The organism is Nostoc punctiforme PCC 73102 (assembly GCF_000020025.1).
Taxonomy (GTDB): Bacteria; Cyanobacteriota; Cyanobacteriia; order Cyanobacteriales; family Nostocaceae; genus Nostoc; species Nostoc punctiforme.
The window spans coordinates 1,374,976-1,387,192 of sequence record NC_010628.1; the positions used below are offsets into that span (position 1 = coordinate 1,374,976).

The 12,217-nt window shown below is 41.6% G+C and carries 15 protein-coding genes and 1 tRNA gene; 9 read left to right on the forward strand and 7 right to left on the reverse strand.

The window, feature by feature from the left end:
- Positions 1-64: 64 nt before the first annotated feature.
- On the reverse strand, positions 65-2,512 hold the full coding sequence (locus NPUN_RS05860; RefSeq protein ID WP_012407899.1) for a dynamin-like GTPase family protein: 2,448 nt from the start codon (positions 2,510-2,512) through the stop codon (positions 65-67).
- Between the two features lie 344 nt (positions 2,513-2,856).
- Between NPUN_RS05860 and NPUN_RS05865 the strand changes: the two genes are divergently transcribed.
- Entirely contained in the window at positions 2,857-3,429 is a 573-nt protein-coding gene (locus NPUN_RS05865; RefSeq protein ID WP_012407900.1) for an HPP family protein, read from the forward strand.
- Between the two features lie 42 nt (positions 3,430-3,471).
- On the opposite strand, the gene NPUN_RS05870 is transcribed toward NPUN_RS05865, so the two are convergent.
- Positions 3,472-4,038: a phycobiliprotein lyase gene (locus NPUN_RS05870; protein WP_012407901.1), complete on the reverse strand. Its 567-nt coding sequence runs from the start codon at positions 4,036-4,038 to the stop codon at positions 3,472-3,474.
- Between the two features lie 75 nt (positions 4,039-4,113).
- Entirely contained in the window at positions 4,114-4,794 is a 681-nt protein-coding gene (locus NPUN_RS05875) for a HEAT repeat domain-containing protein (protein WP_012407902.1), read from the reverse strand.
- A 272-nt stretch (positions 4,795-5,066) separates the two neighbouring features.
- On the opposite strand from NPUN_RS05875, the gene NPUN_RS05880 reads away from it, so the two are divergent.
- A complete protein-coding gene (locus tag NPUN_RS05880; protein WP_012407903.1) occupies positions 5,067-5,618 on the forward strand; it encodes a YciE/YciF ferroxidase family protein in 552 nt (183 codons plus the stop codon).
- A gap of 226 nt (positions 5,619-5,844) precedes the next feature.
- Here the strand turns inward: NPUN_RS05880 and NPUN_RS05885 are convergent.
- Positions 5,845-5,929, reverse strand: a tRNA-Ser gene (locus tag NPUN_RS05885).
- A gap of 107 nt (positions 5,930-6,036) precedes the next feature.
- Between NPUN_RS05885 and NPUN_RS05890 the strand changes: the two genes are divergently transcribed.
- The 6 genes from NPUN_RS05890 (at position 6,037) to NPUN_RS05915 (ending at position 10,428) form a co-directional block, all read left to right on the forward strand.
- Positions 6,037-6,405 carry a 2Fe-2S iron-sulfur cluster-binding protein gene (locus NPUN_RS05890; RefSeq protein WP_012407904.1) on the forward strand — a complete coding sequence of 123 codons (369 nt, stop codon included), beginning with the start codon at positions 6,037-6,039 and terminating at the stop codon, positions 6,403-6,405.
- A 115-nt stretch (positions 6,406-6,520) separates the two neighbouring features.
- The gene (locus NPUN_RS05895; RefSeq protein WP_041565935.1) at positions 6,521-7,066 is read left to right on the forward strand and encodes a thermonuclease family protein; all 546 of its coding nucleotides are present in this window, start codon (positions 6,521-6,523) and stop codon (positions 7,064-7,066) included.
- A gap of 101 nt (positions 7,067-7,167) precedes the next feature.
- On the forward strand, positions 7,168-7,980 hold the full coding sequence (locus tag NPUN_RS05900; RefSeq protein ID WP_012407906.1) for an inositol monophosphatase family protein: 813 nt from the start codon (positions 7,168-7,170) through the stop codon (positions 7,978-7,980).
- A gap of 80 nt (positions 7,981-8,060) precedes the next feature.
- Entirely contained in the window at positions 8,061-9,023 is a 963-nt protein-coding gene (locus NPUN_RS05905; protein ID WP_012407907.1) for a J domain-containing protein, read from the forward strand.
- Entirely contained in the window at positions 9,023-10,234 is a 1,212-nt protein-coding gene (locus NPUN_RS05910; RefSeq protein ID WP_012407908.1) for an ATP phosphoribosyltransferase regulatory subunit, read from the forward strand. Before NPUN_RS05905 ends, NPUN_RS05910 begins: the two co-directional genes overlap by 1 nt.
- 5 nt (positions 10,235-10,239) lie before the next feature.
- Positions 10,240-10,428: a hypothetical protein gene (locus tag NPUN_RS05915; RefSeq protein WP_012407909.1), complete on the forward strand. Its 189-nt coding sequence runs from the start codon at positions 10,240-10,242 to the stop codon at positions 10,426-10,428.
- Between the two features lie 56 nt (positions 10,429-10,484).
- On the opposite strand, the gene NPUN_RS05920 is transcribed toward NPUN_RS05915, so the two are convergent.
- The 3 genes from NPUN_RS05920 to NPUN_RS05930 form a co-directional block, all read right to left on the reverse strand.
- The gene (locus NPUN_RS05920; RefSeq protein WP_012407910.1) at positions 10,485-10,898 is read right to left on the reverse strand and encodes a type II toxin-antitoxin system VapC family toxin; all 414 of its coding nucleotides are present in this window, start codon (positions 10,896-10,898) and stop codon (positions 10,485-10,487) included.
- A 2-nt stretch (positions 10,899-10,900) separates the two neighbouring features.
- Positions 10,901-11,149, reverse strand: a complete 249-nt coding sequence (locus NPUN_RS05925; RefSeq protein ID WP_012407911.1) for a hypothetical protein — start codon at positions 11,147-11,149, stop codon at positions 10,901-10,903.
- Positions 11,150-11,220: 71 nt separating this feature from the next.
- Positions 11,221-11,655 carry a GUN4 domain-containing protein gene (locus NPUN_RS05930; RefSeq protein WP_083782325.1) on the reverse strand — a complete coding sequence of 145 codons (435 nt, stop codon included), beginning with the start codon at positions 11,653-11,655 and terminating at the stop codon, positions 11,221-11,223.
- A 182-nt stretch (positions 11,656-11,837) separates the two neighbouring features.
- On the opposite strand from NPUN_RS05930, the gene NPUN_RS05935 reads away from it, so the two are divergent.
- Positions 11,838-12,062, forward strand: a complete 225-nt coding sequence (locus NPUN_RS05935) for an indolepyruvate ferredoxin oxidoreductase subunit alpha (RefSeq protein ID WP_012407913.1) — start codon at positions 11,838-11,840, stop codon at positions 12,060-12,062.
- Positions 12,063-12,217 lie beyond the last annotated feature (155 nt).

The following is a 12,217-nucleotide window of genomic DNA, read 5'->3' on the forward strand; positions in this document are numbered from 1 at the left end:
TTTACACAAAGCTGCAATTAGTGAGTGACTTAGCACTCACTAAAAGATAGAATTCTCTTTGAGATTAATATTCAACCTCTTGCATCGCGTCTGAAACCACAAATCCATTATTGGTAAACTTATCATCAGCATCAAAAGAATCACCAATTGTAGGCAAGAAACGATCGTATAGTTTCATCGACTGCAAACAACTATTGATACTAGAAACGGCTGAATTGTATGCTGCAATATTTTCCTCAACAACACTCAATAATCGGCGATTATTCGCAATTTTTTCTTCAGCTTCTTGTTGCAGTGTTTTCTCTAAATAAGCCCGCGCCTGTGGGTATTGCTGCAAAATCTCATCTGCTTGCTGTTCTGCCATTGGTAACAACTGAGTTTTGAGCGTTTGGTTGATGGTTTGACGGAAAGATTTACGAATAGTATGAGAGACTTTTGGCTCAAAATCTAGCTTCAATAATTGCCTAATTGCTGGTTCTGCTTCCACGATACTTTCAGCGTCGTATCCTTGAGAAGTTTGTAATAAAGTTTGGCGAAATTGATATATAGAAAAAGTGCCTTCATCATAAAATCTTGGACTTTCTCGCACGAAGCGATCGCACTCTACACTAGCTGCACTCACTAATGCTTGAGTAACTCCTTTTTCTAAATTTCTGATCTCTTGTTCAATCCCACCATCATTATCTAATAAACGATACAACTGGCGATAATATTCTGACTTGCGAATTTTTTCAATCAATCTCTGGAAATAATTCGTAACAACTTGCTGAGATGATTCAATCAAAATATCTTCTAACTGATTTGCTAAGTAATAAAATGCCTCTACTAAAATAGCAATTAGAGGTGCAGTAGCGTTGCGAGGATGGCTAATTGTTGCACGTTGATAAGCAGAAGCTACAGAAAAAGTATCTAGCAATTCATCTAAACGGCGAATCATTCGTGATTGCAATTGTCTAAAATCTACTTCAAAGGCATCACAAGAATTATTAATTATTTGGTTAACTTCTTCTGTGATATGCTCGCTAAATTCTCTACCAACTTGCTGGAGTTGCTGATTTAGACGTTGCAACTCTTGCACCTTCATACTCTCAATTTCTTGGGGTTGACTATCTAAATTACGTTGCACACTTTGATAATGTTTTTTCAGTTTAATACAAACATCTTCCAAATCATCAGCAAGATTCTTAAATAATTGGGGGCGCTTTTCTTCTGTAAGATAGCGAGTAATAGCTGTGCGAAATTCTTCAGTACCACTATCTTGAATTAGCTTTTCTATCAGTTCATTTCCCCAATCTCCCAAAATCCGCACATAATTTTGATTTGGGGTTTCATAGCCATTAACAGAGACACGGAATTTAGTGGTAGATAACTTTCCTGAATTTACGCAGTAGTTGTTAAACGCATAGACAAATTGTGGTGTTTCTTCTTTACCATCTAAACCTTTAATGCTTTCTGCAAAAACAGAATCTAAACCAAATCTATCTAGTTGATTTGTCTGTTTAATCTGACTGCCATAAAATCCTAATAATCCACTTGTTTTATAGACTTTGTTTGAATTAGCAAATTGCCCACTAATTAAATCGTCTAATCGTTGTCGTAGTTGGGTATTGTACCAAGTTTCATCGATGCGGTTGAAGACATAGAAGACGCGATCGCGTACTCCCCCATTTTGCCGCATTAATTCCAAAAGTTCTGTTTCTTCTTTTGTCATGTCACCCGCCGCAGCAGGTTTTAGCACACACACCACCGCCGAAGTATCAGGATGTTGAATTTTAGCATAAGTTAATTGTGCGTCTTTCTCTACTGGTGCATCTATACCTGGTGTGTCAATAATTACATTTCCATCTTCTAGCAAAGGATGATTGCAGTAATATTCTATTCGCTTCAATACTGCACTATTGCTACCACGACGGGCATATCCAGCCGCTTCCTTGAGGTTAGAAAAGTTAAATTGCTCCATTGAGTATGTAGCATTATTAACCGTGTTGATGCGATCGCGGTTTGCTATATATCCTTCTACCAACAACATTAACGCCTTCGCCTGTTTTGCACGTTCTGATTTACTCTCGCCACCCTCCTGCTGAATAATTGCTTCAGAACCTTGACGTAGCAAAGTAATTACATCAGCTTGGTTAATATTAGTTACTGTTGTAAATCCTAGTTGCTGACACAAATAAACTGCTTGTTCTCGAATTTCTGCTTCACTTAAAAACGTTAAAACAACACGTTCTTTATCTACTTCTGCATACTCGATTTTGCATTCTGTACCTGTAGCGTGTCCTTCTGCACTGTAAAGTAGTTCTCTCTCCAATAGTGCATTGATTAGCATTGATTTACCAGCACTAAATGCACCTGCAAACACAATCTCAAACTTAGGAGAAATCGCTTTAGTTAAGGAAGTTTGTACAGGTGTAATATCTTGAAAATGTAGCGTTGGTTCTTGTTGTAAAAGTTGTAATATCGACTCAACTTGCTCTTTCAAATTTTTGCACTGAAGCGGTAAATCTGACATATTCAGCATCCTGACAATATTTATGTATATGTTAGTTACATTTATTGTCTTGATGGTTCAGTAATATTTCTGAGATATTTGAGGTAGTAGCGTTACCGGATATCACTTAATCCACAAATATCATGTCTGCTTAAAAACTTATTAAACTAACGCGGTTAAACCCTTTGCTCTCTCTGTTCGCGGCAGGAGACAGAGATCAATTTTCCTTATATATTAGTTTTGAGAAAAAAATCTGTGTATTTAGATACTTTTTAGAGACTTTTTTCCAAATGTCATGGTATTGTAACTTAAGCAAAGCCTTGCTCAGTCAATTCAAGGAGTCATGATTATCGAGTGGTTGATTCATGATCGATAGTAAAAAAGTTCGGTTGAAGTGGCAAAATTATTGGTTTAAAACCTTTGGTAGATGGCGTTCTTGTCCGTTAACCTGTCCAATAGACAGACCTCATCATCGCCATGTTTTTTGGAGTTGGATCGGTAGTTTTTTAGCCATCACAGCAACGTCTTACCTTGCTGTTAAAACTAATTCTCCTTTGCTAATGGCTCCTTTTGGTGCTACAAGTGTCTTGATCTTTGGTGTCCCTGACAGTCCTTTAGCTCAACCTCGTAATGTCATTGGGGGTAATCTTTTAGCTGCTATAGTGAGTCTGATAATTCTGCATTTTTTCGGTGCTTCTCCCTTGGCAATGGGAATGGCTGTTTCTGGTGCGATCGCAATTATGCAGTTTACCGGAACTGTACACCCACCTTCAGGTGCTGTTGCATTAGTTGTCATGATGACGAAACCAGGCTGGCTATTTCTGCTAACACCTGCCTTTGAGGGATCGATGATCTTAGTGCTAATAACAACATTGTCTCTAGAGAAATCAAACAAAAAATGTAGGGGCAAGCGATGCTCTGCCCCTGAGTGTGTATAGTTTTGTGTAAGTCCTAAATAGGGAAAATACGCTGTATTACAACTAACTCGATACTGAATTAGCTGCCTCGGAAGCTTTCGCAGCAGGTGGAAAACCACCCATGCGAATCTCAGAAGTGAAGGAAGTAATGCTAAATCCACCAAAACTCTTGAGGACATTTACCCGCATTCGCAAATTGGGGCTAGCAAACCACAGGCGCTCCTCTGACCAGATGTTTTCATCTTCTATAGTTAGGATTAAAGCACCATCACTGTCAAATTTGTAGTGTCCAGCAACTGGAGTTTTCTCAGCATCAACTACTTCCCGCAGTAACTTGCCTTCAGACGGATTATCTGCATCGGGTACTGAAACTAACACAGTTGAACCACTATGTTTTGTTTGATCCTTTTCCATTGTGCCATTCCAGTTAATTTTGATAGCACAGGAGGCGGAACTAGGATTAATTTCGTACTGTTGACACAGTTTGGTCGCTTCTGGATGATCTACTGCTAAGGTATCAATGATAATGTCTGACTTGCTATGTTCAGATTGATTCAAAGCTAAATGTTGACTAGTCCGATGAGAAAACCATTTACCAGCGCTTAACTGAAAAAACTCTTCAATATTCATGAATGAAATTACCCTGCATCAAAATGCTAAAATTCCCACTTAATTATTAAAAGGTAGTAGGAGGCTCTAATATTATTAAGCTTGATCGCCTATTTCCTCAAGCTTCTTGAGGCCAATTCTGGCTGCCTCAGCAACGTTGAAATGATTGTCTTTTTCTAAGTATTTTAAAGCTGAGACACTCTTGGGAGTGGGAAGATTACCCAAAGCTTCTGCCAAACGCTGCCTGACTAACCAATCATCTGATTGGGCAAAGCGTAGAATCTGATCGACAGACTCAATATCTTTAATTTCTCCGAGCGCAGAAATTGCAGCTTGTTGCAACACTACTTCTTTGCTATCTAATGCCTGAAGAAGAATTTGACGGGCACGGGGGTCTTTAATGTTACCAAGAGAAACGGCTGCACTAAAGCGTACTAGCCAATCAGTATCTTCATAAAACGCCCGTGAAAGCACTTCAAAGGCTCTGGCATCGCCCAAATATCCTAAAGCACCGGCGGCATCAGCGCGGATGCCATAATCGGGGTCATTTTCGAGAATTCTGACCAAAATTGAATAACATTCTGGCGTTGGCTTGATTCCAAGGGCAAATATTGCCATCGATCGCAGTTGCAAAGATTCGTCGTCTAGTACCTTTTTAATTAAAGGGACTGCCTGTTCAGGAGAAACATGACGCAGATTAGCAAGAGCTACCATGCGATCGCGTAAGTTCGGACTTTCTAACTGAGTAGAAATTTCTTGTAAGCTGAGAGCTGTCATGTAGTTCAAAGCATTTTCTTTACTTATCTTAATTTACCCGATCCTTTCATCAGGCTGTCACCATAGTGAAGTAGGAGTTTGGCGACTTTACAAAATGACTCAATTATGAGTGAAAAATAAATAAATGTTACTTTCCGCTAGATTGTGTGTTGAACTTAGCAGTTAGACTTAACACTTAGATATACCTGAAGTATGAAGAGAATGATTGGATAGCAGACGTAGGTTAGGGGTGTGACTGTTAAATACAGCATCAAACCTTTAGGAGAATCACAATGGTTCAACTTAGCGAACGTCCCGGCACCAAAAAAATCACAAACTTGCAGGATAAGTTCATCTATGAGCTTGGTGGTATATACGATGCTGAACACCGCTTTTTGGAAGCACAGCAATTAATGTGGCAGTATAGCCAACATAGCCAGTTGAAGTCCTTGCTCGAAACCCATATTGGCGAAACCGAGCAGCAAATTAGGAATTTAGAGCAGGTATTCAGGACCTTGGGACAGCAACCGCAGCGCGTTACTTGTGATGCGGCGGCTGGTCTGATTAGTGATGGTCAAAAATTAACACTACTGTCTGCTGATAATCCTCAAATTGTGGATTTAGGGCTAGCAGGCGGACAGGCCAAGGTAGAACAGTTGGAAATTGCCGCCTATCGTGCTTTGATTAGAGGTGCCGAGCAGATGGGGCAGAACGAAGTAGTGCAGCTGCTACAGCAAAACTTGCAGCAGGAAGAGCAGACAGCTAAAAAGATTGAGCAGCATCTGCCACAGTTACTTAAAGAGGCAAAGTCGGCTGAAGGTTCAAATGCTAATAGGTCTCGTTAATCTTGTGTAAACTACTGGTGTAGTGGACTAAAAAACAAGCGAGGCAACCATCGGTCTCGCTTGTTTTTTGGTTTGTACGATACCTTTTCTGCGGAACGCTAACCACTGATGCACTTTTAAAGCAATTTTAAGAATAAGAATATATTTAGCAATATTCTGCTTTTTCTTGAACCCGACTATTTGTAGAAGTCTGGTTCAAACTATATATTTAGACTAGGTTTCAGAACGGAGAGGGGGGGATTCGAACCCCCGTTAAGTTTCCCTAAACAGACTTTCCAGGTCTGCGCCTTAAACCACTCGGCCACCTCTCCAGGTGCCACAAGTTACGATCATACTATAGAATCCCAGAAAATGCAAAGATAAAGAAAGATATTCTTAGATTGAATCTGAAAGTCCTAATTCCACAACGCAAATCCAGATGTCCCGTACATACACAATTAAAGTTCGCGATCGCGCCACTGGCAAAACACACACCCTAAAAGTGCCAGAAGACCGTTATATCCTGCACACTGCCGAAAAACAAGGTGTGGAACTACCGTTTTCCTGTCGCAACGGAGCTTGCACCGCTTGTGCTGTGAGGGTATTGTCAGGAGAAATTTATCAACCAGAGGCGATCGGATTGTCACCAGATTTACGTCAGCAAGGTTATGCCCTGTTGTGTGTGAGTTATCCCCGTTCTGACTTGGAAGTAGAGACACAAGACGAAGATGAAGTCTACGAACTCCAGTTTGGGCGCTATTTTGCTAAGGGGAAAGTTAAAGCGGGTTTACCGTTAGATGAGGAATAAACAATTGAATAAGGCAGGAGGCAGGTGGTCGCCGAGCGCAGCCGAGGTGAGGCAGGGAGCAGGGGGCAAGAAGTTCTGCTCTCTAGGCGCAGCAGCGACCATAGGAGAATTTGTGATGGTTGTGAGTCTTGGTAACTGGATACGAAAAATAGCCATTTTGGTTTGCTTATTGCTCTTGGTGAGTTGCCAAAGCAAAAACCAGTTGCCAAATAATCAGGCTCAGGTGAAAGTAGCGCGGGTAGTTAGCGGGCAAAGTTTGGAAGTGTTAGGAATGGCTGAACAACCGAATTTGATTTCTCAAGTGCGGTTAGTTGGCGTTGATGCACCAGATTTGCGACAGAGACCTTGGGGAGAAGCAGCAAAAGAACAGTTAGAAAATCTTATTGGTGGTGCAGAAGAATTGGTTGAACTAGAGTTTGATTTAGAAGCAAAAGATAAAATCGGGCGAACTCTAGCTTATGTATGGAAAAATAAGGTGTTGTTGAATGAAGAATTAGTGAAACAAGGGAATGCAATGTTTGTTGGGCGATCGCCTAACCACAAATATGACCAGCGTTTAGAACGTGCCCAACAATGGGCTAGACTCATGGGTCAAGGAATCTGGAACCCAGAAAAACCCATGCGCCTCACTCCCGCCGAGTTTCGCCGCCAAAATCTTTAATTAGTGCTGAGTGCTGTTAGCGGATAGCTAAGGTTTAGCCCGTGCTGAGGGTGAGAGTGGGGGAGTGAGTAAGTGAAGAAGTAATCAATGCCCAATAACAAATGACAAATATACAAATTTTTCTAGATATTGCTACAGAAGCAGCCTTAGCTGCTGGTGCTATTTTGCAAGGTTACTTAGGTAAGTTAGAAGACGCAATTATTGAAAAAGGTCGCCCTGGTGATTTAGTCACGGCTGCTGATAAAGCCTCAGAAGAGTTGATTTTAGAAATTTTGCATCGCCATTTTCCCCAGCACTCTATCCTCGCTGAAGAATCAGGCAAATTAGGTAATCAAGAAAATGAATACCTCTGGGCAATAGATCCTCTAGATGGCACAACCAACTACGCCCATCAATACCCGTTTTTTGCAGTTTCTATTGGGCTGTTAATTAATGGCGTTCCAGAAGTTGGTGTAATTTATGACCCATTCCATAATGAGCTATTCAGTGCGGCTACTGGCTTGGGAGCAACGCGAAATCGTCGTCCCATCAATGTTTCGGCAACATCTGAACTGAGTAAAAGCCTACTAGTAACTGGATTTGCCTACGATCGCCGTGAAACCTCTGATAACAACTACGCAGAATTTAGTCACCTCACCCACCTTACGCAAGGGGTTAGACGTAGCGGTTCAGCATCGCTAGATTTGGCTTATGTTGCCTGTGGGCGTGTCGATGGTTACTGGGAACGAGGGCTTTCTCCTTGGGATATTGCCGCCGGGATAATTTTGTTGCAAGAAGCCGGGGGCAAAGTCACCGCATACAATGGCACTCCTGTCAAAATTGAGTCAGGTAGAATTCTGGCCACAAATGGTTATATTCACGACTCTCTCAGTAACGAACTGTTACAAGTTCCGCCACTATCAGCCTGGGTATAGCACGTGGGGGTGGGGGCTTTCCCTCCGACTTTGGGTAAACTAAAAGGAATCTAACTGCTCCTTTGGTGCAAAAAGTCTATATGTCTTTCAAAATAGATCGTGGATTATTTAAATATGATTTCATAGATCATCACGCAATATTGTGCGTTCCAGTTGATGCGGATGTCAAAGAGATTCGGAAACGCTATCTCCAAATTGCCCGCCGCTTACACCCGGATAGTAGGTTTACTGAAAGTGATGAACAAAAACAGCTAGGAAACGAATTGTTATCAAAGTTGGTTAACCCAGCTTACGAAAAACTTGCTGGCGATCGCACTCGCACGGAATATATTTTAATTTTGTCGCAAATCGGCAAGCGCTTGCTACAAGAGTCTACTTCGGTGACTCTCACCACCGACTTGGCTAAAGAGTTAGCTAAGTCACCTAATATCGATCATGTCTATAAAAGTGCGATCGCTAAACTAGCTCAAAGCCAATATGATTCTTTAGACCAAGTGCAGCAAATTATTGCCCAAATTAGTGAGTTGAATTTAGTCTATTTAATGCGGAGTGCAAGCAAAACATCCGCTGCGCCGTTGCCACCTACTCAACCCAAAGTTCAATCAGGTATACCTCAACCAAATACACCAAAAAATACACTCCCAAAACCAGCACCAGCGCCACCAAAAGAAGATACGGTTGTAGAACAGTATGTTCGTCGCGCTCAATCTTTGATTGACAAAAACCAATTTGCCCAAGCCAAAGTAGAGTTGCAAGATGCCCTGAAGCTAGAACCTAAAAATAGTCGCTGCCATAGCTTGATTGCAATGGTGTATTTGAGGCAAAACCAGCTAAAAATGGCAAAAATCCACTTTGAAAACGCTTTAAAGTTAGATCCTAATGACGAAACGGCATTGCAATGGAAACCTAAAATAGATAAGGCATTAGCACAACACCCTAACGATCATAAGGTGACTTCATCCGCCAATAATGGAGATAAGCAACCAGATAAATCTGGTAGTGGTGGTTTGTTCGGTGGTTTGTTTGGTGGGAAGAAAAAATAATGGTGTATCAGCCAGCATCGGGTGCCAGGGATTTATTGCCCTTGGATGTGGAGAAAAAACGCTGGATTGAAGATCGGTTACAGCAGGTGTTTCATCGTTGGGGATATCACAGGATTATCACCTCAACTTTAGAGCGTATGGATACCTTGATGGCAGGGGAAGCAATTCAGCGCCAGATGGTGATTCAACTACAAAATGGCGAAGATGATGAATTAGGGCTACGTCCAGAATTAACAGCATCCATTGCTCGTACTGTTGTCACTCGCATGGCAAATGCAACTTATCCGCAACGGTTGTACTACAACGCCAATGTGTTTCGCCGCACGTGGGAAAGTAGGCATAATCGCCAGCAAGAGTTTTATCAAGCTGGAGTGGAGTTGTTAGGTGCTGGCGGATTGCTGGCGAATGCGGAAGTACTGCTGCTAGTCGCGGATTGTTTAGCAGCATTGGGTTTGCGACAATGGCACTTAATTTTAGGTGAAGCGGGAATTACGCGATCGCTCCTGAGTGCATTTCCGGCTAATTTACAGGATAAAGTTCGCAGTGCGATCGCTCATCTCGACCGCATTACCATAGATACTTTACCTTTGAGTGACAAACTACGCGATCGCGCCCAAATCATCATGGATTTGCGTGGCCCAAGTGCAGACGTGTTGCAAAAAGTTAGTAGCCTGGATCTAGATGAAGAACAGCGAGAAGCAGTAAATAACCTCAAATCCCTAGTAGAATTACTAGAATCAGAGAAAAAATTTCCGTTAATCCTTGATCTCAGCCTGATCCAGACTATAGATTACTACACTGGTATTGTCTTTGAAGTTGTCAACGACACCGAATCCCAAGCCAGAGTTTTAGGGCGAGGTGGTCGCTATGACCAACTTTTGGGGCTATATCATCCTCAAAGAGAAAATATACCTGGTATTGGTTTTGGACTCAGCATTGAAGATTTATACCAAGTTTTGTTATCTACTCAGCAATTACCACAAGTAACCCCAGCGAGTAACTATTTGGTAGTACCAGAGACGGGCAGTGCTAACGCCGCTGCCTTTGCCTACGCGCAAAAACTCAGAGATTCTACTGATTTGGTGCGGGTAGAAATTGATTTGGGGGGAAGGGATGCAGAGGCTATTCGCCAATATGCACGCGATCGCAGCATAGCCCAAATTGCTTGGATCAAAGCTGATAGTTCGCCAAAAATTGAATCATTGCGTTAATTGAGTTGGGGATTGGGCATGGGGTATGGGGCATTGCTTTATCTCCCCCATCTCCCCCACTCTCCACTCCCCAGCTACGCGATCTAGATGATACTGTAATTTTAAAAACTGCTGTAGCAGCCAATGTCGAAGTTATTGTAACTAGCGATTTAGATTTATCGGTGCTGACAGAATTTAATGCAATTCCCATTTGACACCGCAAGATTTTCTCTATCGGTATTTTCCTAAGATCCTCTAATTTTAAAAAAGTTCATATAAACCAGTTCTCGACTTGTAGTTCGATAAAATCACCGTAGTCTGACACATTATTAGTAACAAGTATCAAACCGTTAACTTTAGAAATTGCAGCAATTTGACCATCTGCAAATGATGGCGTTTTGCCAATAGTTACTAAACGTGCTCTTTCTGTAGCGTGCCATCTAGCGGCGTTAGTATCGTATGGCAGTAAGGGTATATTAGGCTGAACTACTTCTTGGAGATATTTTTCTATAGTTTTACGTTTGTTAGATTCTGGAAGACGGTAGCATCCAAAAATTAGTTCATGATAGACAACAGTTGCTGTTGCTATTTCATCTTCATGTCGCCGCAGCATTTTGATAACATTGGGATTGGGAATTGGGCGCAATGGCTCAGAAAGAATATTAGTATCTAATAAAAAGCGCAAGTTTACCAAGTTACCTCACGTCCTGGTGAAGAATCTCGCACATCTACAAAAACTTCTGGTTCAATACCTGCGGTTTCTAATTCTTGTTCTTGGCGAAATTTTTCTAGAGATTTCCAGAATTGCGATTCAGCAGTGACGATAGTTGTAGAGTCTTCGTATAAAATCTCAATGATTATTTCTTGCCCATCAGGAATATTTATTTCCTGAAATATCTCTATAGTGTTTTTGCGCTTGATGCCTTTAATTTTCATATAATTACGAATTACAAATTACGAATTATATTGACTGGTTTGTGAATCTTTACAATTTTCTTCTGTAAGGTTTATATATTACAGCTTAGAAGTCTCGATCCGATAGAAGGTATTACCAAACCTCTCATCCACTCTGCCTTCTGCCTCTTTTTTCCCCTTCCTTGCGTCGGGAGATGTCCATGTGGGACTTTTATATCGAAGGTGAAGTTAAATTCTCTTTGACTCCGCCAGCCCACACGATCGCCAAACTTACACCATGTTTCATAATCAGCATCTAGCGTTCCCCCGATGCTTTCCCAAATGCGCTTTTGCACACTAAAGCCAAACTGCCCATTGCTATATCTTAGCCAAAGTCGGTCTATTGTGCGTAACTCAGTGCAGGGAAAGCTGTTGATGGATTGAATATCAAGCCAGCCTTCTTTTTCTCGACCAGCCACCCTTAACATAATTGTCAAAGTTTCCCGATCCGCTTCTTGCCATTTCGAATCGGCTAGCAAATCGCGCAGACGCCAAAAATATTGCTTTCGTTACTATTAAGGGTAAATTTGAAAATTCCGAGTTACGAGCTAGTAATGAATAGAAATTGCAGTCTCATCCAGACTCACCTTGACACCAGTATCTCCAATCCTCATCCCCACTCCCCTGCTAGGCTAGAAATAGCCGATACAGAAAAGAGGGAATCGAGAACATGCCGCACACAATTGTTACAGAAGTCTGTGAAGGCGTAGCTGACTGCGTAGATGCCTGTCCAGTAGCTTGTATTCATGATGGCCCAGGTAAAAATGCCAAGGGAACAGATTGGTACTGGATTGACTTTGCCACTTGCATCGACTGTGGTATATGTCTCCAAGTTTGCCCAGTAGAAGGGGCGATTCTGGCAGAAGAACGACCGGAGTTGCAAAAAACTCCGTAATAGTCCATAGTCAACAGTCAATAGTTATTTTTTGACTTGACTGTTGACTGAAGAGGCAGGGGAGCAGAGGGAAGGGGGCAGGGAGAAGATAATGGAAATATACTGATACAAGGGTTTTAGAGCAAATAAATTTATTCTCAAAAGTAAAAATATTT